21 protein-coding genes are annotated in these 25,327 nt (G+C 44.4%); 12 read left to right on the forward strand and 9 right to left on the reverse strand.

The window, feature by feature from the left end:
* Positions 1 to 8 precede the first annotated feature (8 nt).
* From fdh3B to FTW16_RS00925, 7 genes are all read right to left on the reverse strand, one after another.
* Positions 9 to 617, reverse strand: coding sequence for a formate dehydrogenase FDH3 subunit beta (gene fdh3B / locus FTW16_RS00895; RefSeq protein ID WP_048658735.1), 609 nt, complete (start codon positions 615 to 617; stop codon positions 9 to 11).
* Between the two features lie 11 nt (positions 618 to 628).
* Positions 629 to 3,484, reverse strand: coding sequence for a formate dehydrogenase subunit alpha (locus FTW16_RS00900; protein WP_048658734.1), 2,856 nt, complete (start codon positions 3,482 to 3,484; stop codon positions 629 to 631).
* Positions 3,485 to 3,494: 10 nt separating this feature from the next.
* A complete protein-coding gene (locus tag FTW16_RS00905; protein WP_008217926.1) occupies positions 3,495 to 3,695 on the reverse strand; it encodes a twin-arginine translocation signal domain-containing protein in 201 nt (66 codons plus the stop codon).
* A gap of 78 nt (positions 3,696 to 3,773) precedes the next feature.
* On the reverse strand, positions 3,774 to 4,412 hold the full coding sequence (locus tag FTW16_RS00910; protein WP_146489750.1) for a molecular chaperone: 639 nt from the start codon (positions 4,410 to 4,412) through the stop codon (positions 3,774 to 3,776).
* 9 nt (positions 4,413 to 4,421) lie between these two features.
* On the reverse strand, positions 4,422 to 6,083 hold the full coding sequence (locus tag FTW16_RS00915; protein ID WP_146489751.1) for a 4Fe-4S dicluster domain-containing protein: 1,662 nt from the start codon (positions 6,081 to 6,083) through the stop codon (positions 4,422 to 4,424).
* Between the two features lie 299 nt (positions 6,084 to 6,382).
* The gene (locus tag FTW16_RS00920; RefSeq protein ID WP_146489752.1) at positions 6,383 to 7,069 is read right to left on the reverse strand and encodes a DUF3306 domain-containing protein; all 687 of its coding nucleotides are present in this window, start codon (positions 7,067 to 7,069) and stop codon (positions 6,383 to 6,385) included.
* Positions 7,059 to 7,523: a DUF3305 domain-containing protein gene (locus tag FTW16_RS00925; RefSeq protein WP_146489753.1), complete on the reverse strand. Its 465-nt coding sequence runs from the start codon at positions 7,521 to 7,523 to the stop codon at positions 7,059 to 7,061. The genes FTW16_RS00920 and FTW16_RS00925 overlap by 11 nt, the downstream gene beginning before the upstream one ends.
* A 398-nt stretch (positions 7,524 to 7,921) precedes the next feature.
* Here FTW16_RS00925 and FTW16_RS00930 point away from each other — a divergent pair, with 398 nt between their 5' ends.
* The 10 genes from FTW16_RS00930 (at position 7,922) to FTW16_RS00975 (ending at position 18,011) form a co-directional block, all read left to right on the forward strand.
* A complete protein-coding gene (locus FTW16_RS00930; protein WP_146489754.1) occupies positions 7,922 to 8,752 on the forward strand; it encodes a formate dehydrogenase accessory sulfurtransferase FdhD in 831 nt (276 codons plus the stop codon).
* 386 nt (positions 8,753 to 9,138) lie between these two features.
* A complete protein-coding gene (locus FTW16_RS00935) occupies positions 9,139 to 10,092 on the forward strand; it encodes an MBL fold metallo-hydrolase (protein ID WP_146489755.1) in 954 nt (317 codons plus the stop codon).
* Positions 10,082 to 10,396, forward strand: a complete 315-nt coding sequence (locus FTW16_RS00940) for a hypothetical protein (protein WP_086711410.1) — start codon at positions 10,082 to 10,084, stop codon at positions 10,394 to 10,396. Before FTW16_RS00935 ends, FTW16_RS00940 begins: the two co-directional genes overlap by 11 nt.
* A gap of 101 nt (positions 10,397 to 10,497) precedes the next feature.
* Entirely contained in the window at positions 10,498 to 11,382 is an 885-nt protein-coding gene (locus FTW16_RS00945) for a DUF692 domain-containing protein (protein ID WP_146489772.1), read from the forward strand.
* Positions 11,375 to 12,139 (forward strand): putative DNA-binding domain-containing protein, encoded by a 765-nt coding sequence (locus FTW16_RS00950; protein WP_146489756.1) that lies wholly within the window; start codon positions 11,375 to 11,377, stop codon positions 12,137 to 12,139. Before FTW16_RS00945 ends, FTW16_RS00950 begins: the two co-directional genes overlap by 8 nt.
* Positions 12,139 to 12,747: a DoxX family protein gene (locus FTW16_RS00955; RefSeq protein ID WP_086711406.1), complete on the forward strand. Its 609-nt coding sequence runs from the start codon at positions 12,139 to 12,141 to the stop codon at positions 12,745 to 12,747. The genes FTW16_RS00950 and FTW16_RS00955 overlap by 1 nt, the downstream gene beginning before the upstream one ends.
* Before the next feature lie 155 nt (positions 12,748 to 12,902).
* Positions 12,903 to 14,519, forward strand: coding sequence for a cytochrome ubiquinol oxidase subunit I (locus FTW16_RS00960; protein ID WP_146489757.1), 1,617 nt, complete (start codon positions 12,903 to 12,905; stop codon positions 14,517 to 14,519).
* 9 nt (positions 14,520 to 14,528) lie between these two features.
* Entirely contained in the window at positions 14,529 to 15,665 is a 1,137-nt protein-coding gene (gene cydB / locus FTW16_RS00965) for a cytochrome d ubiquinol oxidase subunit II (protein ID WP_146489758.1), read from the forward strand.
* 26 nt (positions 15,666 to 15,691) lie between these two features.
* Positions 15,692 to 15,805, forward strand: coding sequence for a cytochrome bd-I oxidase subunit CydX (gene cydX, locus FTW16_RS00970; RefSeq protein ID WP_086711400.1), 114 nt, complete (start codon positions 15,692 to 15,694; stop codon positions 15,803 to 15,805).
* Positions 15,806 to 16,121: 316 nt separating this feature from the next.
* The gene (locus FTW16_RS00975) at positions 16,122 to 18,011 is read left to right on the forward strand and encodes a methyl-accepting chemotaxis protein (RefSeq protein WP_146489759.1); all 1,890 of its coding nucleotides are present in this window, start codon (positions 16,122 to 16,124) and stop codon (positions 18,009 to 18,011) included.
* Between the two features lie 133 nt (positions 18,012 to 18,144).
* Here the strand turns inward: FTW16_RS00975 and FTW16_RS00980 are convergent, their stop codons facing one another.
* Positions 18,145 to 19,728, reverse strand: a complete 1,584-nt coding sequence (locus tag FTW16_RS00980) for an ABC-F family ATPase (protein WP_086711529.1) — start codon at positions 19,726 to 19,728, stop codon at positions 18,145 to 18,147.
* Between the two features lie 451 nt (positions 19,729 to 20,179).
* Here FTW16_RS00980 and FTW16_RS00985 point away from each other — a divergent pair, with 451 nt between their 5' ends.
* Positions 20,180 to 22,525, forward strand: coding sequence for an ATP-binding protein (locus tag FTW16_RS00985; protein ID WP_146489760.1), 2,346 nt, complete (start codon positions 20,180 to 20,182; stop codon positions 22,523 to 22,525).
* Between the two features lies 1 nt (position 22,526).
* Positions 22,527 to 23,414: a mechanosensitive ion channel family protein gene (locus FTW16_RS00990; protein ID WP_048612067.1), complete on the forward strand. Its 888-nt coding sequence runs from the start codon at positions 22,527 to 22,529 to the stop codon at positions 23,412 to 23,414.
* Between the two features lie 141 nt (positions 23,415 to 23,555).
* Here the strand turns inward: FTW16_RS00990 and FTW16_RS00995 are convergent, their stop codons facing one another.
* Positions 23,556 to 25,175, reverse strand: a complete 1,620-nt coding sequence (locus FTW16_RS00995) for a methyl-accepting chemotaxis protein (protein WP_146489761.1) — start codon at positions 25,173 to 25,175, stop codon at positions 23,556 to 23,558.
* Positions 25,176 to 25,327: the final 152 nt, after the last annotated feature.

Below are 25,327 nucleotides of genomic sequence, written 5' to 3' on the forward strand. Positions count from 1 at the left end.
TCTCCTACTTAGCTCTTAGTCGCATCGTAAGAAAGGTCGTTGCCGTCTGTCCAACCTGCACCTTTCGCACCACGTTCAACTACACGCTGACGGAAAACATCAGAAACTTTCTCTGCGTCACCCGCTAGCAGTGCTTTAGTTGAACAAAGCGAAGCACACATTGGAAGCTTACCTTCAGCAATACGGTTCGCACCGTATTTCTGACGCTCTTCTATAGAACCTGGTTCTGTTTCAGGGCCGCCAGCACAGAAGGTACATTTGTCCATCTTACCGCGCTCACCAAATGCTTCCTGTTTAGGGAATTGAGGTGCGCCAAATGGGCAAGCAAACAAGCAGTAACCACAACCGATACACAGATCTTTATTGTGAAGTACGATGCCGTCTTCTGTATGTTCAAAACAGTCTGCAGGACAAACCGCCATACATGGCGCATCAGTACAGTGCATACACGCTACTGAGATAGAGTTTTCACCCGGTTCGCCATCGTTCAGTGTGACAACGCGACGACGTTGAATACCCCATTCCAGGGCATCATCATTTTCATTCTTACATGCAGTGACACAACCGTTACATTCGATACAACGCTTGGTGTCACAAAGAAATTTCATTCTAGCCATTTTAAGACTCCTTACGCTTTACGAATATTACAAAGGGTTACTTTCGTTTCCTGCATCAACGTGACAGGGTCGTAACCATAAGTGGTTGCTGTGTTAGCAGCTTCACCAATAACGTAAGGATCCGTGCCTTCTGGGTACTTAGAACGCAAATCTTCACCTTGGAACTTACCACCGAAGTGGAATGGGATGAACGCCAAGCCAGGTTTAACACGACGTGTTACCATCGCTTTCACCTTAATACGGCCCTTCTCTGCACCTTCAACCCAAACATCATCACCGTCTTTGAAGCCGATGTCGTTTGCGTCTTTCGGGTTCACTTCAACGAACATTTCTTGTTGAAGTTCAGCTAGCCATGGGTTTGAACGAGTCTCTTCACCACCACCTTCGTACTCAACCAGACGACCAGAAGTCAGGATAATCGGGTATTCACCAGATTTGTCTTGCTCTTGAATCGACTTGTAAAGCGTAGGAACACGGAAGATAGCTTCTTTGTCATCCCACGTTGGGTAATCAGCAACTAGGTCACGACGTGGCGTGTAAAGAGGCTCACGGTGCAGTGGTACACGGTCTGGGAATGTCCAAACAATCGCACGTGCTTTCGCATTACCAAATGGGATACAACCGTGTTTAATTGCCACACGTTGGATACCACCTGAAACGTCAGTCTTCCAGTTTTTGCCTTCAGCAGACGCTTTCTCTTCTGCAGTTAGATCATCCCACCAACCCAGTTGTTTAAGTAGTTTGTCACTAAACTCTGGGTAACCGTCTTTGATCTCACAGCCTTTCGAGTAGCTGTCTTCAGCAAGTAGGCTTTGACCTTCAAACTCAACACCGAAACGAGTTCGGAAGTTACCACCACCTTCAGCAACCGTCTTAGACGTATCGTAAAGGATATGTGTACCAGGGTGTTTCATCTCTGGTGTGCCCCAACATGGCCAAGGTAGACCGTAAGTCTCGCCATTTGCTGGACCGCCTTCTGCTTCTAGAGACGTTTTGTGGAACGTATGCCAGTTCTGTTGGTGCTCTTTCAAGCGCTCAGGGCTTTGGCCTGTGTAACCAATCGTCCACATACCTTTGTTGAATTCACGTGTAATGTCTTCAATCAGTGGTTGGTTGTTCTCAACTCGAATGTTTTTGAACAGCTGATCAGAGAAACCAAGCTTCTTAGAAAGCAGGTACATGATTTCGTGGTCAGGTTTAGATTCGAACAGAGGCTCAACGACTTTGTCACGCCACTGTAGAGAACGGTTTGATGCCGTTACACTGCCGTAGGTTTCAAATTGAGTCGTTGCTGGTAGCAGGTAAACGCCGTCGGTACGATCGTTCATTACCGCTGCTACCGTTGGGTATGGGTCAACAATAACCATCATATCCAGCTTCTGCATCGCCTTCTTCATCTCTGGACCACGAGTCTGAGAGTTCACCGCGTGACCCCAGTAGAACATCGCACGAATGTTTTCGCGCTGACGAATCTTGTCTTTATCTTCAAGTACGCCATCTACCCAACGAGATACAGGAATACCTGCACTGTTCATTGGTTTTTGACCACCGTATGCGTTGTCGTCGAATCGGCCTTTTACCCAGTCAAAGTCGATATCCCAAACTTTTGACCAGTGACGCCAAGAACCTTCAGACAAGCCGTAGTAGCCTGGAAGTGTGTCAGAAAGTACGCCAAGGTCAGTTGCGCCCTGTACGTTATCGTGACCACGGAAGATGTTTGCACCGCCGCCTGATTTACCGATGTTACCTAGCGCAAGCTCAAGTACACAGTAAGCGCGTGTGTTGTTGTTACCAGTCGTGTGCTGAGTACCACCCATACACCAAACGATACAACCCGGACGGTTTTCAGAAAGTAGTTTCGCTGTGTGGTATACGTCTTTTTCACTAACACCCGTTACACGTTCAACTTCTGCTGGGTTCCATTTCGCTACTTCTTCACGGATCTCGTCCATGCCGAATACACGTTGTTTAATGAACTCTTTGTCTTCCCATTGGTTTGCAAAGACGTGCCATAACACACCCCAGATAAACGCAACGTCAGAACCTGGACGAAGAGAAACGTAGTGATCTGATTTCGCAGCAGTACGCGTACGACGAGGATCCGCAACAACGATCTTACAGTTGTTCTTCTCTTTCGCGATCAAGATGTGTTGCATCGCTACTGGGTGAGCTTCTGCAGGGTTTGAACCAATGAACAGCATCGATTTACAGTTGTGCATGTCATTGAACGAGTTTGTCATTGCACCGTAACCCCAAGTGTTTGCAACACCGGCTACTGTGGTTGAGTGACAAATACGCGCTTGGTGGTCAACGTTGTTCGTGCCCCAAAGCGACGCCATCTTACGGAATGCGTAAGCTTGCTCGTTACTGTGTTTCGCACTACCTAGGAAGTAAACTGAATCAGGGCCAGACTCTTTACGAAGTTCTAGCGCTTTGTTACCGATCTCTTCGATCGCTTGTTCCCAAGAAAGCTTCTTCCACTTACCGCCTTCCAATTTCATTGGGTACTTAAGACGACGTTCACCGTGGCCGTGCTCACGAAGTGCTGCACCTTTCGCACAGTGTCCACCAGCGTTGAATGGGTGATCGAATGCAGGCTCTTGACCTGTCCAAACACCGTTTTGAACTTCAGCGTAGATACCACAGCCAACAGAACAGTGAGAACAGATAGTACGTTTTACTTCTGTTTTCGCTTCTGGATCGACTGATTTAGCCTGTGCTTTCTTCATCATACCTGGTGCAAATAGACTTGCGCCTACGACTGCGCCACCAGCAGCTAATGAAGTATTTTTCATGAAGGCACGTCGAGACACACCTAGCTGATTGGTTTCTTTGCTCACACTATCGGAGCGTTTGACAAGTTTCATCCGTTATCTCCTAAAGTGTGTCGTAGTAATCGCGAATGTGTTGCGTTTCACGATAGCCAGTCTTCTTCACGTCTTCTTTCGAAATTTCAACAGTTTCTGAAGCGGTTGCCACTTTAGTTGTACCAGCGACAACGGCACCAGCAACGGCTGCAGTCGTCAAGCCTTTGAGTAGATCCCTACGGCTTGTATTTATATCTTTATTATCTTTCATCATTGCTTCCTTACCTTACGGTAGATCTTTTTTTGGAGGCTTAATGCCCCTCTATCGATATAATCGCGTACTGCTCGATTACTCGTAATCAGTGACGTTTTTCACATCAATCTTTAATTTGTGCTTACTGCTTTTTGTATTCACGCTAAAACGCACTTGTTCTAACGTTAAGAATGCTTCACAAAGCTGAGCGGCCGATTTGTAGAAGTTCGCGCTTTCTGCCCCTTCAAGCTGACGCGTGAAAGAGTTAAACCAAGGGCCAAGGTGCTTATTGAATACCGCCTGTTGCAGTGCTTCTTCCTCAGCCGTTAGCATCGCCATCACTTCACAAAGCGCCGCGATGTGATCTTCTGGCTCTTTCACTTGCTCATCACGCTCAATGCCTAAAAGCTCTAGGTCATGACGAATCTCTGCCAATGGTTTTTCCATCATGGCGCCAGTTCTATGCCATGAACTAAATGGAACAATCTCTCCACGGCCAATGCCAATGAACAGATCTTGATATTCATCTTCTAACGCTTCGCGATTTGATTCCGTTGCCGCTTGTTGAATGGCAATCCAAGCTTTTTGCATTGCACTCTCAGACGCTTCAATGTCTAACGTCTTTAGGAAATCAATGACCTCTTCAGAAGGTGCGCTACGGAACAATGCAGAAAGAACCAAATAGATTTCAGTTCTTAGTGTTTGTTCTTGTTCTTGATCTAAATTAGTTTCCAATGCCAACTCCTAGTATTTCAATTGATTCAATGGGTCTTGAGCCATTGAGTCGAACATGTCCACTACACGACAGTCTTCACACATCGCAATACGATTAATCGCAGTTTCATCTGAAAAATGAGAGTGACCGCGTAACTTGTTCTGTAACATGTCAATCATAGACTGTGGAGCGAATGGCTTATGGCAACGTAAACATTCCGCTGCTTTCTCCTCATGAATCACAACTGCTTGTTGACGTTCTTCTTTCACCCAATTCATACGAGGCGTTAGAGTCAGAACATTCTCAGGGCATGCCTTTTCACACAGACCACATTGAATACAGTCTTGTTCTACAAACTTAAGTGATGGAGAAGCACCGTCGGTATGAAGAGCACGTGTAGGACAAACCGCAACACAACTCATGCATAACGTACAATCTTTGCTTTCACACGAAACCGTGCCGTATGGTGCATTCGAAGGAAGTTCAACGATATTCTCGACAGGAATGCGAGATGAAGACATAGCATCGAGTGCAGTGAATAGACGTTGACGTTTGTTGCCTTGAAGATCGCCAAGTGCAAGGTCGAAAGAATCAACGCACAGTGTTGGAGGCCCTTCACGTAGAGACTCTAAATACAGGACATCGATGGTTTCTTTTGGAACACCGATTTGGTCTAGTAGCTCCTGAGCAATCCCGACTTCGTTATTCAGAACACGAATGATCGTCTCTGGCATAAAACGAGAAGCAGCAAACAGAACCTGAGTCGCCCCATTCACTAGCGCTGCAAACCAAGTATTAATACCAATAGAAGGCAGTTCTTCAACCACGATTGGAATAACGTTATCTGGTAGTGCTTTTAGCGCCATTACATTGTAAGTCTCATGACGAGAGCTACAGATAAGTACGATTGGATCCAGACCGCCCGCATGTTCATAGTTAGCTAGCGTACGTTCAATGAACTTTTGAGTATCGTCAGGGTTTGGAAGCGCATAGGTAATCGCTTCGGTAGGACAGCTTGTTGCACAAGTTCCTACGCCTTGACATAGATAAGGGTTAATCTCGATCTTGTGACCTGTTTTGTCTGAGCCTTCACTTGATAGTGCGCCAGCAGGACAAGCGTCAACACAACGTTCACACCCTTTTACGCCACGAGAACTGTGCGCACAAAGGTCAGTGTCTAAACGGAAGAACTTAGGCTTATCAAATGTCCCCATTAGCGTTGGAATCTCTTCCAGTGCTTCGGCCAGTTTTGGATAGCCTCGGCCCACTGGGTAATAACCCGGTACAGGAACTTCTTCTGTCATGCAACTATTCAGACATAGGTCTAGAACAACATCGAAACAATCGTGATTAATCGCGATTTTCGCCAAGTTGCTTGATGTGCCTTTACTCTCAATCACAACTTCAAACGTACCAAGGAAACCGGATACTTGAACCGAATTCGCGAAGTACAGTTCTGGGTTTTTGCCCTTTTCGCCGTCTGTCGACAATAAGGTTAAGCTCGTCAATTGAGGTAATTGAGCCGCAGCACTTTCAATGATCGCAGTTGGACCAATAATTAGCGTATTACCACCACTTTCATAACTTACTGTCGGTGGAATCAGATTTGTTAACTCAACTGTATTTTCAAATGCATACAGCCTTGCTTTAGCGTTATTTGAAGTTGCTTGTTCTAATAATTGTTTAAGCATTGCTCAGTTCCATCTTTGGACATGGATAATCTGTTCAACCTTCATTGTAGTAAGCGATAGAGAACTTGCTGAGTAATCCGTTAACAACTAACCCTTTAGCCAGTGTCCCGATCGTCAGACTATTAATTCGCCTATCTACAAAAAAGTTGATAGTAAACGTTATTTAGCAAATGCCATGCCAATTTAATAAACCTTATATATCAGCAATTTAATCCTTTATAGCGTTTATTGTGCGTATAAAAAAACCGCTTGGGACATTTTGTCGCAAGCGGTTCATTGAGTATTTAGTCAAAATGTACCTATTCTTTGTGTGGTATATTTTGTCCCATCTCTTTCAAGTCATCTTCGTCTGATGTTGTAGCGTTATTACTTACCACTGTTCTTTTGTACAGTTGTTTTTCTTGTTCGGTTATTTCAGCACTTTCTGACGTTTCAAGTTCATTATCAGATACCTCAAAATCGCTTTCAGAATTTCCTAAAACTTCACCTTCATCCTTATTATCAATGACTTGCTCTTCTTCTGGTGCAGTTTCTTCTTCCGTTTTGTCTGTAACCCAATCACGCAAGGTTTCCGCAACCCCTTCAGAAAGAGACTTCAAATTACTGTAATCGTCGTCGTAATCATCTAAACCATCACGTACGTTAAACTCTTCCGATAGAAATAATTTACGCAATGCGGCTTTTTTTACGCTTTCTGAAGCTTCTGATACCAATAATTGAGCAACAGACAAGTCTTCAGTGGCTTCTGGTGCGGGATCTTGAACGTCAGAAGCATGAACTTCTTCATTGGTTTCTGAAGCTTCACTCTCTAAAGATTGAGGCGCTGCTGCTTCCATTTCAGACGAAAGATCAGCAGATGAAACCTCAGAAGAAGAATCAGATGAAGTGAGTTCTGTTGCTTCCAGTGTTTGCTCTACTTCCAAAGGTTCGTCTGTGGAACCATCAAGCTTTCGTTGAGACCAACGGCTAAAGAAGTTAGTTGCCATTTGATCTACCCGCACCTTTACGTTTCTTACGTCTTGCTTCTAGCAACTCACCATAACGGCCGATAAAGGCTTCCATCCAGGCTTGTACAGGCAAAGGCATGTCGTAAGACAGTACTTGGTTGTCTCCGTCCATGTATTGCCCTGCGACGGTTTGTGAGGCTGTCAGCAATTGAATGATAGGCTTAACGCCTGAATCGACATTATCCATCACTAAGAAAAGCTTCGGTTGTTGAGAGCTTAAATTGAATCGGTAGTCAGTACGTTCGTCTTTGTGTAACTGAAGCAAACACACGTCTTGAGTATCGTCTTCTGGTGACAGTTCAAATCCGGTCAATTCCCATTGAGTGGTTACCCAGATACCCGTTTTGATCTCTTTCTCTATTCTTTGGACGCAGATAGGCCAAGCTGCTTCTGTTTTCTCATATTGTTCTTTGAATTCTTTTATCTCAGACATACTTCACCCAATTGATTTTCTTTGGTCTGAATGCACTTAGGACATTTTGTACTGAGCGCATTCATATAAGCCCTATAAAGCAATAAACACGCCAATAACCGCTAACCTACATCAACAAACATCGCTGCTTTTGTTAGTCAGCCACCCTTATAACGGTAGTCGATACGCGTAAATTCAGACAGCTCTACCCGTGAACTCTCATATTTTGCTCTATTTTAATCGAATGCTTCATGTTTTCTCGAATAGCCGCTATTTTGGAATGAGAATTGCTAAATGCTTGAGTTAAAGCTAAGACTGACTAAGTGACAGAGAACGCATGTATTCTAAAGAGTCGTATGATGACTCTTGCCTAACTTCTTATCTCTTAAAATCGCTATCTCATTAAGTAGGACGTGACTGTGGTAAAACCAAACATAATAAAAACCAGTGAAAACCCACTTCAGACCATCGAGGTTGAAGTGTTTGATGAATATGGCGAAAAGCTAACGAAACAAATCGCGTGTGAGCGCCCTCTTACCGTTATGTTGAACTGGAAAGAGATCGTAACGCTGATGACATTAGGCTCACGCCCAGAAGCGTTAGTCCTAGGTTATTTGAAAAACCAAAGCTTCTTGTCTGATCCAGAAGCCGTTGAATCAATCATTATCGATTGGGAAACCAGCTCTGCTGCGGTTATCACCAAAGAAGACACCAGCCAACTTGAACAAGCATTGAAGAAAAAGACCGTAACGTCTGGCTGTGGCCAAGGCACCATGTATGGCAACGTGATGAAGCAGTTGGAAGATTACCAAGTGCCTCAAACCAAGATTAAGCAATCTGAAATCTATACGGCTCTAGAAGCGCTGACTCATTACAACGACACCTACAAAAAAGCGGGTGCCGTTCACGGTTGTGCTGTTTGCAAAGACGACCAAGTGTTGTCGTTTGTGGAAGATGTAGGCCGTCACAATGCGGTTGATACCCTAGCGGGTGAGATGTGGCTTAACAAAGAAGATGGCGCAGATAAGATCTTCTATACCACTGGCCGTTTAACCTCTGAGATGGTGATTAAGGTAGCGCAGATGGGTATCCCTGTCCTGCTATCACGTTCAGGTGTTACACAAATGGGTTTGGACTTAGCGCAGAAGTTTGGCATCACCACCATCGCTCGTGCTAAAGGCTTGCGCTTCCAAGTGTTTACTGGTGCAGACAAGATTAGTTTTGATGTCAAAGGTGAACAATCAGCGTAAGTTGTGTCCCCCTATTTTCTGATGAACTGGGATAAGGTGTAGGCTCTGGCTTGCACCTTTTCTTTTGTTTCCCCTATACCACTTGCCTCCTTAAGTAATCTCCGCCCTTTTTACATAATTCTATTCGTACAGCTTTAATAGCCAGTTCACCTTACAGCTCTTTGCTGAACATTAATTCAGCAATAGGATGCGCTTAATATTTTCGTTAAGTTTTTATTAACGCTGGTTTCATAATTACTGGATATACCGAACGTTAACAATTCTTTATCTTGTGCTCCGTGAACAGAACGAAGCACGCACTTATCGTGCTGCTTGTTTTAGGTTTCACTTCTTTGAATGCTCACTTCAAAGAAAAACAGATAAGAAACAAAGAATTGGATGACAATATGAAACAACCTTTAAAAGCGCTAGCGTTAGCACTCGGATTGACGCTAGCGGCTAACAGCTACGCTATCGAAGTTAAACCCGTTGATACGGATTTCACACTACAGATACTCGGATCCGGCGGCCCAATCTCTGATGACTTGCGTGCATCTTCTGGGGAGATTGTTTGGTGGAAAGGAAAATCTCGAGTCATGATCGATGCAGGTGGCGGTGTATACCTTCGCTTTGGTCAGGCCGGAGCTAAGCTTGAAGATCTTGACTTTATGGGTATCACTCACTTCCATACAGACCATGTAAATGATCTACCTGCACTTCTTAAAGGTGGTTATTTCTTCGACCGAGATAGACCACTTGAAATTTCTGGTCCAACAGCAGGTTCTGCATTCCCTAGCTTAAGCAACTACTTCAAAGCAAATTTCGACCCAGAAGATGGTGCGTATGCTTACCTTGCTGGCTTATACGATGGAACCGATGGCTTATTCCCAGTCAATCTTACCGATGTTGACTACCAATCCACAGTGCCAACCGTCGTTTATGAAAAAGATGGTTTGAAGATCACTGCTCTGGGTATTCCTCATGGTGATGTGCCTTGTCTCGCTTATCGAATAGAAAGTGAAGAAGGTGTGATGGTGATTTCAGCAGACCAAAACGGTAGCAACCCTGCTTTCTTAGACTTCGCTCGTGGCGCTGACATCATGATGATGCCAATGGCGATTCATGAACAAGCCGATGGTGTCTCTTCATTCATGCACGCGAAACCTTCGGTTATTGGCAAAATTGCCCAAGAAATTAATCCGAAAATGTTGGTGCTTAACCACTGGATGGGTTTAGGACTCAAGCTTAAGTCTGAATCAGTGAAGATTGTGCGTGAATACTACGATGGCCCAATCATGTCTGGCCGTGACCTTGCGAGCTTCCCTATGTCTGCTGTAAAGGATAAAGAAAATGAACAATAAAATCGCATTATCAATCGCTCTTACCTCAGCGATAAGTCTTCATTCTGCAATGGCTTTTGCCGATGCTCCGGCAGAAGCCCCCGTTGAAGCCAAAGCATCGTCTGGCCACGGTGGTAAATGTGCCGCAGGTAAGTGTGGTACTGAGAAGCGCTTTGAAAAAGCAGAGCTCACTACCAACCCACAAGACCGTTTAGTAAGAGCTCGAGATGGTAAGTGTGGTCTAACCGGTGAAGGCACATCACCAAGTAAAGAACGCATGATCTTGGTGAATAGCAAGGTAACCGGTGGTGTATGTGGCCAGTAGAAACCTATAAAAGCAAAGGCTCGTCATCGAGTGATGCTCATTCATCAAGTAATAGATCGCTAAACAACCGAGCTTCAAAAAATAGAGAGTTAATCCCTAACGTGCGAACCATTCAAAATACAGACAAAGGCATTGGGTTGCGAAGTGAGCACATTGAATTGCTCGCTTGCTCCCCTAAGCACCCTGATATTGATTTTTTGGAGTTGGCTCCTGAAAACTGGATGAGCATAGGCGGACTTAAGCGCGAACAACTACAGGATATAGCGAAGCAATACCCTTTGATCGCACACGGTTTAAGCTTATCCATTGGAGATTGTCAGCCTCTTAATACCAAGTTTGTACGTCAAGTTGGTCAGTTTCTCGATGATTTGAATATCGAAGTGTATAGCGAACACTTGAGCTTCTCTCGCGATAGCCAAGGGTATCTCTATGAACTGTTACCCGTGCCACGTCGAGCTGAAAACCTTGGCTACTTGGCTGACAGGATCATGCAAGTCCAAGACATCATTCAACGTCCTCTAGTGATGGAGAACATCTCCTATTACCACGATTACGGAGACGAGATGCCTGAGGGTGAGTTTATCAGTGAAATAGCAAGTCGCAGTGGCTGCGAGTTGTTGGTCGACATAAACAATCTCTACGTTAATAGCCAAAACCATCACTTTGATGCGGTTGAGATGCTTAAAGCGTTGCCAAGTGAAGTCATTCGTTATTACCACATTGCAGGGCATTTAGTGGAGAGTGACAAATCGGTTGAAAGTAACATCTCGCTACTTGATACCCATGGTATGGAGGTGCAGCAAGCTGTGGTTGACTTGGCGAGGTATACCTTCACTCTCCATGGCAGTAAACCGTTATTGCTAGAGAGAGACAACAACGTACCGCCTTTGGTTGTACTCACTGAGGAGTTGCGAACTATACACAGTCAAGTGTTGGACTCCGGTGTTGTTCATCGACCTTTAAGTCAGGAGCTGGTGTATGCATAACCCACCAAGCATGATGATGACGCAAACAGAGGCCTTGACCGCCTTAATACGCTCACCTCTAGAAGACAATTCACTGTGTCGTTACAGCGAGTTTATTAGAGATAACGTGTTCAGTGTGTTGAACAACACCTTCCCGTTGTTTTGTCAGCAAGTCGACCAAGACCAATTATTGATGTTGGTTGATGAATTTGTCGTTGTGCATTACGCATCAGAGCCAGAGTTTCATCATATTGCGACCGAGTTTGTGAGTTTCATTCAGCGTCGAACTCAGCCAATAGACAGCTCTAGTTTAATTGCGGGTTACGAGCTCACTTCCGATCAATTAGCGGTATTGGAATACGAATGGTGCGCGTTCGGCGTTGAAATCGACTCAACAAAACAAGCGCCGCGTTTGGATCGGGATGATGAGCATCTCGGGGAGGAAGACCATCAGAAATTGCACGTGTTACTGAATGAGACAATGAAGCTCGTGCAGGTACCTTTCCTTGTCCATGGTGAGTCGCTGACGTTTTTAACACAAAGGCGTCACCCCGTTTATTACGCGATTTACCGAGATTCAGGCCAACGCGTAAACACATTAAAACTAAGAGAAATAGATGTGGCGATCATTCAAATGATTCAGCTACAGCCAAATCAAACTCTCGCCAATATTAAAGAAACGATAGCTCAACAGTTGGCAAGATTTGAGTTTATTAATTGGGTTAAACACTTCACAGCAGTTGAATTGCTTTGTGTTCACTCTTTAGGAGAAAAATAATGATTAAGTCAGCACTCAATTGGTTCGATTCAATCTTCGAAAAATGTAAAAAATTCGATTACCTAGTCCTTCTTTCCGTTCGTTTGTATCTGATTCCAGTTATTTTCGTCGGTGCCCGCTCAAAAGTATTGGGGTTCGCTGGTACGGTTGCTTGGTTTGGTGCGTCAACCGCAGATGGTGGGCTTAACCTTCCCTTCCCTGAGTTATTGGCGTTTCTTGCAGCTGCAACGGAAGTACTAGGGTGTATTTGTATCGCATTAGGTCTTTTCACTCGTGTGATTTCTATTCCTATGATTTTCATGATGAGTGTTGCAAGTGCGATGGTTCACTGGAAACACGGTTGGGACGCTATTGCTACTGGCGGTATGGAATCAACCATTCGTCTAAATGGTTTTATCGAGTGGTTATCCGTGAACTTCCCAGGCCGCTATAACTACATTACCGAACTGGGTGACCCAGTAATGCTGAATAACGGCATGGAATTCGCCGGAACTTACTTTGTCATGCTACTTGTACTGTTGGTTTACGGCGGTGGTCGTTACGTGAGCGTGGATTACTGGCTACGTAAGCGCTTTGCAAACAAACAAACGAAAGCTCTTCGCTGGTAACTGAATTCTTCAAGCTTAATTTAAATATCAACACCTCAATTCAAAGGCGAGCAACGCATTTTGAATTGAGTAAATCACTTCTAATTAGTTATCTCTAATTACCATCTTATAATCTCTAATCTCACCCGTCACATTGGTGGCGGGAAGGAGTTTCTATGCTTACAGATGTCGTCGATCTGTCGCGGTTTCAATTCGCAAGTACCGCTCTCTATCATTTTATTTTTGTTCCCCTAACCATTGGTCTCTCGGTTTTACTCGCCGTGATGGAGTCATTGTATGTAATGACCAACAAAACTATCTACAAGGACATGACCAAGTTTTGGGGTAAATTATTCGGTATAAACTTCGCCATCGGTGTTGCTACTGGTTTAACGATGGAATTCCAGTTTGGTACTAACTGGGCTTATTACTCTCATTATGTGGGCGACATATTTGGTGCCCCACTCGCTATTGAAGCGCTTGTTGCGTTTTTCTTAGAGTCGACCCTCGTCGGGATGTTCTTCTTTGGCTGGGACAAGCTTTCAAAGCGTCAACACTTGTCTGTAACGTGGTTGACTGCCTTAGGTTCAAATTTCTCTGGTTTATGGATCTTAATGGCCAATGGCTGGATGCAAAACCCGGTTGGCGCAGAATTTAACTTCCAAACCATGCGTATGGAGATGACTGATTTTATCGAAGTTATCTTTAACCCTGTAACCCAAGTGAAGTTTGTTCATACGGTTGCGGCTGGTTACACAACGGGTGCGTTATTTATCATGGGGATCAGTGCTTACTACATGCTGAAGGGACGAGACTTACCATTTGCTCGTCGTTCATTTGCAGTAGCGAGTGCATTTGGCATGGCTGCCATCGTCTCTACCGTGATGCTTGGCGATGAATCTGGTTATGAACTTGGTGATGTGCAACAAGTGAAACTAGCCGCTATCGAAGCAGAATGGCACACAGAGGAAGCTCCAGCCTCATTCACTTTGTTTGGTTTCCCTAATCAAGAAACAATGGAGACGGACTACGCAATTAAGATCCCATACGTGATGGGTATTATCGCAACGCGTTCTCTGGATACACCAGTCATAGGTATTCATGATCTACTCGCAAAAAATGAAGAGCGTGTTCGAAACGGAATCCTAGCGTATGGATTGTTAGAGAAACTCCGTTCTGGTGACAAATCACAACAAAATATCGATGAGTTTGAAACGGTTAAGCACGATTTAGGTTATGGACTGTTAGTTAAGAAATACAGCGACACCGTTGTAGACGCGACAGAACAACAGATCAAACAAGCGGCTAAAGATACTATCCCAACGGTTGCCCCACTGTTCTGGAGCTTCCGCCTTATGGTCGTGTGCGGCGTATTGATATTCGCAATAATCGGTCTTTCTTTTGTCCAAATTTGCCGTCGTAAAATCGGTACCAGTCGTTGGCTACTGAAAGCGACAGTATGTGCGATTCCACTGCCTTGGATTGCATGTGAAGCGGGTTGGTTTGTGGCTGAGTATGGTCGTCAACCCTGGGCTATCGGTGAAATCCTCCCAGTAAACATGGCGGCTTCTAACCTACCCGCTTCGAGTTTGTGGATCTCTATCGGGTTAGTTTACGTGCTTTATACGTTCTTCCTGATTGTCGAAATGTTCTTGATGGTTAAATTCGCAAAACTGGGCCCAAGTGCTTTGAAAACGGGTCGTTACCATCATGAACAATCAAACAACGAACTAGCTTCTTTAGAAACAAAAAATAGACCGAACCAGCTAGACAAATCTATTGATCTTCATTAAGGAATTCAGATGTTTGATTATGAAAATCTTCGCCTGTTCACATGGGCAATTATTGGGGTGTTGTTGATCGGTTTTATTATTACCGACGGCTTCGACATGGGTGTTGCTGCGTTACTGCCGGTGTTAGGAAAATCCGAAGTCGATCGCCGAGTCATGATTAATTCAATTGCGCCCCACTGGGACGGAAATCAAGTATGGTTGGTGACCGCAGGTGGTGCAATCCTAGCGATATGGCCAGCCGTTTATGCGGCAGCGTTTTCCGGGTTTTATTTAGCAATGATATTGGTTCTAGCGACATTATGGTTAAGACCGCTAGGTATGGAGTATCGAGCTAAGATAGATAATCCAAAATGGAAAAAGGCTTGTGATACCGCATTGATAGTAAGCGGTTCTATTCCTCCGCTTATCTTTGGTGTTGGCTTCGGTAATTTATTGATCGGTGTTCCGTTCGAATTTAACGAACTGTTAATGATGACATACCACGGTGGTTTCTGGGATCTATTAACTCCCTTCCCAATCCTTTGTGGTTTAGTGAGCTCAGCAATGGTCATCACTCAAGGTGCTGCGTTCTTACAAATGAAAACGACAGGTGATCTAAAGCTACGTGCACAAAGAATTATCACATGTATGGCATTTGTGACCGCAGGACTATTTGCGGCTGGCGGCTTATTTGCTTACACGTTACCGGGCTATCTCATTACAAGCCCTATCGTAACTGATGCGGTTTCTAACCCGTTGCTGAAACATGTCGTGAAATTTGATGACTTGCTGCTACATAACTACGAAACCCACCCACTACTATGGGTAATTCCTGCCCTTGGTATCATCGGCATGCTGGGGTGTGCATTGATGACGCGACTTAATCGTGCTGGGTTCGCCTTCGTATCATCAAGCTTATCGTTGGCGTGTATTGTCCTAACTGCAGGCGTTGCTTTGTTCCCGATGATCATGCCGTCTAGCTTGATCCCTTCACACAGTTTAACGCTGTGGGACGGAACATCGAGCCAGTTAACACTGAGTATTATCTCTGTTGTCGCAGTTATCGTAGTGCCAATTATTTTAGGTTACACAACATGGTGTTACTACAAAATGTTTGGCCGAATAGACAGTCAATACATTCACGATAACAGCTCGTCTCTGTATTAATTAAAGATGAAATAGGAGGATAACCTATGTGGTATTTATGTTGGGTGTTAGGCGTATTACTAGCGAGTGCATTTGGAATCATTAATGCGCTTTGGTTAGAGCACACCGACTTTTTAGATGAGCAAAAAACTGATCGATAAAGTCACTGATAAGTGTTAGTTAAACAATAAGCAAACTAACCAAAACAACTCAAAAGCCTTCATTAAATGAGATGCCTGCGGTCTTAAAGATTGCCGACATTAATGTTAATGAGGGCTTTTTCATTTCGTATTGAAAAAGAGTCACCTCAAATAGCTGAGTAAACGCAAATCAACGATGAATCAGCCTGTATTGCTACCAGTGAACCTTGCTTTAATAACCTCATAAGCTATTAGTTACATATCCATCATTTAAATATATCTAATAACTATTAAACATTGATGGATATAAAACGTCATCGGCTAAAGGGAGTTAACCATGAACAATCCACTGGAACCTCAGCAACGTGTGCTGTCTCTTTCTATTCGTAGTAAGTTTATTTTAATCAACCTCACCCTGTTTGTGTCTGTTTTGATATATGCGATCTACGAGCAGTTCAGCTTAGACAAATTGGAATCATTGGAGATCGCTGCTTCCGAAAACCTCAGAAGCTCAGTTGATTTATTAACGCTTAGGCGACATGAGAAAGACTTTTTGTCTCGCCACGATAAAAAATACGCAGAGCGTTTCGATAAAACCGCCGACACATTGAATCAAAGATTGGTGACGTTGAACCAAACCCTAACCTCGCATGAGCTTCAACTGACCGATCAAATGACCAAGATCTCCGATACTCTTCATCAGTACCAGAAACAGTTCCACCAGATCGTCAATCAAGTTAACGACATTGAACGCACAACCGCACCTTTGGGCTTTGTGGCAGCTCTCGATAGAAAAAGAACAGCGCTGAAATCAGCAATCGAATCAGAATCAAGTTTGGCACTAGAACTTGCGTTGTTAGAGCTGATCGAAAAAGACTTCCATTACCTCGCACATATTAATAACCAAACGAATGCGGCGTTAACCAATGCTCTTGTTGAGTTTGAACCCTACTCCCAAACCTCGATTGCGACTGAACAAGCTTATTCCGAATATAAGGCTGCAGTTGAAACTCTTTTGGTTGCTAACAGCAATCTAGGTTTGTCTGCAGAGTTGGGGCTTAGAGGGGCCTTACGTAGCAATGTTCACCAAACGGAACAAGCCATTGAAGAAGTGCAGAATGAGATAAGCCAAGCGATTACAGAGGCAGTTAGACACACACAGAATATGTTGCATCTGTTTGGCGCAGCTATCGTCGCTCTGCTTTCTCTGTTATTGGTGTTCATCGGTCGCAACATCCTGGGGCGTATTAAAGCGATAAACGTGATGATGGAGTCTATTGCTCATGGCGATGGTGACCTAACCGTTCGCATGAACGCAAAAGGCAATGACGAGCTCGCTCAACTTGCCCACTCGTTCGATACCTTCATCAATAAACTGCACGGCAACATCAAAGAGCTATCCGGCGTGATGACGGTGCTGACAGACAGTTCATGCAGTTCTGAAGAAGCGGCAGTTAAAAGCATGAGCAATGCAGAGAAACAAAAGCAGCAATCTGAATCGGTAGCAACGGCAGTTAACGAGTTAGTGATGACGAGTAATGAGGTGACGGCGAACATCGAAAATGCCGCAACCAATGCCGAGAAGATCAAAGAAAATGCCCATCAAGCGTTACAAAAGACACAATCAACCAACGACAGTATTAATGTCTTGGCAGAAAACATTGCAGAATCTCAGGATCTCATCGTTCAGCTTGAAGAACAGAGTCGTGAAATCAATCAGGTGGTCACTACCATTCAAGGTATTGCTGAGCAAACTAACCTATTAGCACTCAATGCTGCGATTGAAGCGGCGCGTGCTGGCGATCATGGGCGAGGTTTCGCTGTGGTTGCATCCGAAGTCCGAGAGCTTTCACTAATGACCAACGACTCAACCCATCAAATAGAATCCACGATTCATGGTTTAACCACTGGAATAGACAAGACCGTCGCCAAGATGACAGCGAGCTTAGAGCAAACTGAGCTGGTGAAAAGCCAAACCAAAGACGTGGTGAATGCGATAGAAGGCATACACTTCCAAGTTGGCGAGATGTTCGACTTAAACAGTCAGATCTCAACAGCATCCGAAGAGCAATCGATGGTTTCAGTAGAGATTGACCGAAACATTACGGATATCGCTCATCTTGCCAGTGATACCTATACCGTGGTTTCTGGATCCGTGCGTTGTAGTGAACAAGTCTCGAGTGTGAGTGTGAAGCTAGAGAAGATTGTCGCGCAGTTTAAGTACTAGTGATTAGCGCAAACTAGTTAATTTATGTAGTATGAAAAAACAAAAGGCCTCTCTCTTATTGCTAAGATAGAGGCCTTTCTAATTTTGAATACGTACTAACGTGTTGCTACGTATTAACTCTCGCTACACGACATTAGCCGCGTGCTTTTAAGAATTCAGCGTAAGTACCGCGGAAATCGTTGATCTTGCCATCTTTGATTTCAAGGATACGAGTTGCTAGAGAGTCTACGAATACACGGTCGTGAGATACGAAGAACAATGTGCCTTTGTAGTTCTCAAGAGCCAAGTTAAGCGCTTCGATAGATTCCATATCCATGTGGTTCGTTGGTTCATCCATAAGAAGGATGTTTGGCTTGTGCATCATGATCTTGCCAAGAAGCATACGACCTTGCTCACCACCAGAGATAACCTTTACAGATTTCTTGATGTCGTCTTGGCCAAACAGCATACGACCTAGGAAGCCACGAACAACTTGCTCGTCTTCGCCTTCTTGGCGCCATTGGCTCATCCAATCAAACAGGTTCATGTCTGTCTCGAAATCGTGTGCGTGATCTTGAGCGTAGTAACCGATGTTTGAGTTTTCAGACCACTTGTACTCACCAGTGCGAGGTTCTAGTGCGCCAGCTAGTGTGTTAAGTAGTGTTGTTTTACCTACACCGTTTTCACCGATGATAGCAACACGCTCACCTACTTCGAAGATGGCATCGAACTTGTTGTAAAGATCTTCTTCAAAACCTTGAGATAGGTTTTCAACCACAAGTGCGTTACGGAATAGCTCTTTAGACTGTTCGAAACGGATGAATGGGTTTTGACGGCTAGACGCTTTAACTTCGTCTAGTTGAATCTTGTCGATTTGCTTAGCACGAGACGTTGCTTGCTTCGCTTTAGATGCGTTAGCAGAGAAACGAGAAACGAACGTTTGAAGTTCAGCAATTTGTGCTTTCTTCTTAGCGTTGTCAGACAGTAGACGTTCACGAGCTTGAGTCGCAGCCGTCATGTACTCATCGTAGTTACCTGGGAATAGACGAAGTTCGCCGTAATCAAGGTCAGCCATGTGTGTACAAACCGAGTTTAGGAAGTGACGGTCGTGCGAAATGATGATCATTGTGCAGTTACGTTGGTTTAGCGTATCTTCCAACCACTTGATGGTGTCCATGTCCAAGTTGTTCGTTGGTTCGTCAAGAAGCATGATATGCGGGTCTGCAAACAGTACTTGAGACAATAGAACACGAAGTTTCCAACCCGGTGCCACTTCGCTCATCAGACCGAAGTGCATTGACTCTTCAATACCTACAGCAAGAAGAAGCTCACCGGCTTTAGCTTCTGCCATGTAGCCGTCCATTTCAGCGAACTGAACTTCAAGGTCAGCCACCTTCATGCCGTCTTCTTCGCTCATTTCTGGCAAAGAGTAAATGCGGTCACGCTCTTGCTTAATAGCCCAAAGCTCTTTGTGACCCATGATAACCGTATCAATTACCGTGAATTCTTCGTAAGCAAATTGGTCTTGGTTTAGCTTAGCGACGCGCTCGTTTGGATCGTAGCTTACGTTACCAGAAGTCGGCTCTAGTTCACCCGATAGGATCTTCATGAACGTCGATTTACCACAGCCATTCGCGCCGATTAAACCGTAGCGGTTGCCTTCGCCGAACTTAACTGAAATATTTTCGAAAAGTGGCTTAGCGCCGAATTGTTGGGTGATATTTGCTGTGGAGATCAATGCCATTACCTTCTTAATGTGAAAAACGTCGCAACGTTACTTGTTCAGGGCTTTAACTGCAAGTATTGATTGCATTTACCCGCTATTAAGTGAGTGATAACCCAGCCAAATCATAGTTTGAGCTAACTCACACTTTTGATTTTCAATTTGCTGCCTAAAATCCGTCGATTTTCAGGGGAAACAAAATATCGAACAGCGACCTATAATGGGCGGTATATAACGTCCTAAATCATGCCAACCATTGAATATATCGTATGCTGATTGGTCGCAGTGAAACTAACCTGACCAAAGCAACAGCAGACATAGGCAAGACTAGCCTAATCCCTGACAATTTCATGACAAAATCGGTCGAAACAGGAATAAAGTACTCGCCCCCGATACCGGATTGGATTTCACAAAGTCAGATTAACTAACTATAGTAATCCTAACCTCATAATTCTAAGAGACTTTTATGCGTTCACTATCGCGCTTCTTAATCCTCACTTTGGCCATTCTCTCTTGGCCTAGTCATGCCAACTTGGAATATGACTTACAATCTCAGCCGCAGGTATCCGATTCTGCTGTTGCCCTTGATGAGCGAATTGATTCGTTACCCGACCCTCTATTTATGGAAGCGTCGGATAGACGTCAGGTCAACATTTTGCTTGCCGAAGTTCTGCGAGTCCAAAAGCAAGAGATCAAAACCTTCGAGCAACAGATAAAAGCTTACCGAGATAACAGCGACGTCGATCAATGGTTTGCCGTTCAAACCAGTTACGTCACTTTGAATAGCTTGAACGTGAGTAAGCAGCACCTGTTAGAACAGACAAACTCTGCAAACAAAGATCGCTTAACAGGTTTTGGCCCTTATGGTGTCACCCAATTTAAGCAAGAGTGGGAATTAACCAAGCTCAATATTGAGTATCTTGTTTACTTCCAAATTCGTAGCTTTAAAGCGCTTGTTAAAGACATCTTCATTTCGCCAGTGCCTGTGATTGGTGCATCGTTAAAAGTGCTATTCATCTACTTTGGTTTAGTGTGGTGGCTTGCCAACAGCACCCGTTTGATCGAGTTGTTTAGAATTAATTTTCTTGAAGCGAAAACGAACCCTCCTTTTTTAGTAAGGGTAATCTGGTATATCAGTCGCGCTGATCGTGCGATTGCTTGGCTCATTGCGATTACCCTTTCACTCAGGGTACTTTCGAGTATCCCTAGTCTACAGCATCTGATTTTCCTCGAGATCTTCACGTGGTGGATTCTAGGTGGTTCGATTGCCATCAGCTTTATTCTTGAACTGGCCTACCGCTTGGGTCGTACATCTAATAAAGAAGTGATAGCGCTTCGTCTATCGACTATTCGCCGTTATGTATGGAGCTTCATTGTTGCGGGTGTGACTCTGCAAATTTCGAGTATTACGTTAGGCAAAGGCACTATCTATAGTTGGATTTACAGCGCTCTGTTTTTCTGGTTTGTACTGGTTACCATTTCGGTACTCAGATTATGGCGAGCGAAAGTCTTTGATACTCTGCAACACATCTCCGATCGTCCGGTATGGGTGAATTGGGCGGTGAACCGAAAAGATACCTTCCTACTGAATATACTCGCGACAGCAATTGGCATCGTATGGTTGAGTGTTTACAACTTCCAACACCGCATCATGGCATTGCTATCCAATTACACGCTGTTTAGCCAAGCCTTGGCGTATCTGTTTAGAATCGAAGTGGCTAAGCAGTCTGATCTTGATAAAAATCAGCAAAACTTGGTTCGAATCAAAGGCGATCAAACCTATGAATACATTCTGCCGGGTAATATCGACAGCACGCTAATTGATTATGCGGGTGACGAAATTAAGCAACTGTCTCGCTACTTGATGTCGGACAGCCCTGCTATCTGTATTGTGTCAGGCGAACGTGGTGTTGGCGCGACGACGCTGCTTTATACTTTATTGCACAAAGTCTCTAACGCAGAGCCCGTTTATGTGAGCTGTCCTTATGCCGGTTACCAAGAACTTTTAGCGCATCTTGCCGTTAGTATTGGTTTGGAAGAAGAAGCCACTGAGATTCAGATCTTGGCGCATTTGCGTAAGAGCAATACGACTTATCTGATTGCGATTGATAACGCACAACGACTGGTGAAACCAATGGTTGGTGGCTTGTCTGATTTGATTCGTTTAACCAACCTTCTGCGTCGCTCTAAAAAGAACCACCGTGTCGTGATATCGATTGCCAAATCGAGCTGGCGATTTGTGGATAGGGCGCGTGGCGAACGTTTGCTGTTTGACTTGGTGTGTTTCCTTCCACGTTGGACAGAAAAACAAGTTGGTGAGCTTTTGAATAGCCGTATTAACACGGAGCTTGAAAAGCCGTTGTCGTTTGATGGCTTAGTGGTTCCTAAGCAATGGGACCAAGATGATATGAGTGAAGAAGAACGTGCACGCCAAGGTTTCTATCGAATCTTGTGGCACTACTCTGATGGTAACCCTACCGTTGCGTTGCGTTTCTTCCGGCTCTCTTTGAACCGAAATAAAGAGACAGATCAAGCCGTGGTGCGTTTGTTCCATGTTCCGGAAGCGCAGGAACTGGAGAATATGCCGAAACCGATGTTGGCTGTATTGCGCTCTATCGTGCAATTGGAAATCGCATCTCCGGAAGTTTTATCTGAATGTACACAACTGAGCACGGCAGAAATAACGGGGATTCTGCGTTACTTTGAAAGCCGTGGTTATATTGGTTGGCATGAAGAAAAGGCTCGGATTTCTGAGCACTGGTTCCGCCATATTACGAACGTTCTCGACCGTCAACATCTACTGGTGAAGTAAAATGAAGAAGTTATTTATCCTACTATTTGTTGGCTTGGCAAGTGCTGTCAGCTTCCCGACCTTTGCGACGGAAGAGTTAGCCAATGTGGAAAACATCTCAAAGATAGCTAGCCTTGTGCGGTGGAGCGGCGTGTTCTTCTCCATGATTGTTATTGCTGCAATGTGGTTATTGCTCAAATTCATCAACTCAATGGTGACCAGTTTTGGTAGTCAGTTTGTGCAATATCGAATGTTGCTACAGAAACTGCAGTCGTTTACTCAGTTCTTTATTTACGTGAGCACCGGTCTTATCGTGTTCATGATGAGTTTTAGAATCAACGACCAAATTCTGGCTTTGATTGGTGGTACCCTCGCTGTATCCGTTGGCTTTGCGCTTAAAGACTTGGCAGCGTCATTCATCGCAGGTATCACCGTGATGATCGATAGACCTTTCCAAGTTGGTGACCGCGTCACGTTCGAAGGTAACTACGGGGACATTATCACTATTGGTTTGCGTTCTGTGCGTATGAGAACTTTGAATGACGACATCATTACCATCCCGAACAACAAGTTCTTAAATGAAGTGACGACGAGCGGTAACTATGGTGCATTGGATATGCAGGTCGTGATTCCGTTTTACGTAGGAATGGATGAAGACATCACCCTAGCCCGTGACTTGATTCAAGAAGCTGCGTCTTCAAGCCGCTACATCCACTTGCCTAAGCCTGTTACGGTTCTGGTTAAACAGACGATTACGGATAACTACCTGGCGATACAGTTAACTTGTAAGGCTTACGTCGTCGATACAGCTTATGAAAAGTTGTTTGAAACAGACATTACCTTGCGTGTGATGAAAGAGTTCAAAAAGCACAACATCAACCCACCGAAGATTTCAGTGGCAGCGCATTAATTGAAGCTGGTTTAAGGTTTACGTTCGGAGATTGGATTAATCCCCGAGATACCAATAAACGAAAACACCTCCGGACTTATCTCGAGTGCGGAGGTGTTTTTTTATTCGATTTGTCTGCGCTAAGAGTAAGCGCTGCTGGATTTATACCTTAAAGTATTTCAACTGTTCAGTAAGGTGCTCTGTTGTGTTGGCCATTTTCTGGCTGTCTTCTGCTAGCGATTGTGAGGCCTGAAGTACTTCGTTTGCAGCTAGGTGAATCCCAGTGACACTTTCACTCATTTCAGTTGCTACCGTACTTTGCTGTTCTGAAGCCGCTGCGATTTGTGCGACCATGTCATTGGCGTTGTGAAGCTCATTCACAATCACATCAAGTTGTTGGCGAGTCTCGTTAGATGCGACAACACTGTGGTCAACCTTCTCATTGCTGCTTTGCATTGCTTTGAAGGTGCGTTCCGCTTGTTGAGTCAGTTTTTCAATTGTGGATTGAACTTCGTTCGTTGAATTTTGAGTCCGGCTAGCAAGATTACGGACTTCATCCGCGACAACCGCGAACCCTCTTCCTTGCTCTCCTGCACGTGCCGCCTCTATTGCTGCGTTAAGTGCTAATAAGTTCGTTTGTTCTGACACATCACGAATGACGCTCACAACTTGACTTATCTCGCTTACGCCGGATTGTAGGTCTCTTACCAATTCGTTAGCCGTAGAGATGTTCTCTGAAACTTGAGAGATGGTTTTAGAAGTGACCTGCATGTTGTCATCGTTTTGGTTGGCATGATCGACGACTTTATTGGTACTTGCCGCCGTGCTCTCTGCATTGATCGCGACATCTGAAATAGTGGCGCTCATTTCTGTCATCGCAGTAGACAATAATTCAAGCTGAGCATGTTGCGAGTTGACACTGGTCGCCGCCTCTTCACTCGCTTGAGCAATGTGACTTGCCATATTGCTCGATAGATCCGCAGATTCATTGGCGGTACGTAGTGTACTTTGCAGCTTATCAAGCATGGTGTCGATCTGTTGGCTCATATCACCCAGCTCATCTTTGCGCGTCATGTTCATACGTACACGAAGGTCGCCATCGGCAATCTTATGGGTGTTATCGATAAGCTTATTAAGAGGTACAAGGATGTTATTGGATATCGCGTAGCCCATTGCAAACAGTAGGCCAGACAACACAACCGCAACCATTCCTTCTTTAATCGCCAACGCGTAGAATGCATCTTGAATATCAGCGACCAATATTCCAGAACCTAGCACCCAATTCCATTCAGGAAAAAGTTGTACGTACGATATCTTATCTTTTAACTCTCCATTCGGACTCTTCCATTGGTAGTCAAGAAAGCCTTTCTGTTGTGCAGTTTGAGAGATGGTCACCATCTCACGCCAGTGGTACTTGCCCGCACCGTCTCTTAAGTTACCCGCATTCTTGCCATTGAGTTCTGGCTTAAGGGGATGACTAATAATGTTGAGTTGTTGGTTTAAGATCCAAAAATAGTTGGTGCTGTCATAGCGAAGCGTCTCAATGGCTTGAAGTGCTTGTTTCTTTGCTGTCTCTTCGCCAAGGATATTTCGTTGGTCATAATAGTGTTGAGCTAAGCTTACTGCTGTTTCGACTTGAGCACTGAGTTTATCTTGCCGCTCTTCCAAGGAGCTAGCGCGCTGTTGCATTAGATTAAAAGTGGATGTCATTACCAAGAGAACAACCGATAGAATGACGATGGAGACGAGTTTTGATTTGATAGATAGGTTACTTAATTTCATAGCTGACTGACTTTATTATTTGTTTTGATTATGGATTTTCGGCCAAGGTATCAAAATTTCGTACAGTTCAGATGATATGCATCAAGATCGAAAGATATACACTGTGTTACATAAGCAAAAAGAGGTGCTCGTCAAATCAGCAGAGGTTGAGA

This window comes from Vibrio sp. T20 (assembly GCF_007858795.1).
Classification (GTDB): domain Bacteria; phylum Pseudomonadota; class Gammaproteobacteria; order Enterobacterales; family Vibrionaceae; genus Vibrio; species Vibrio satsumensis.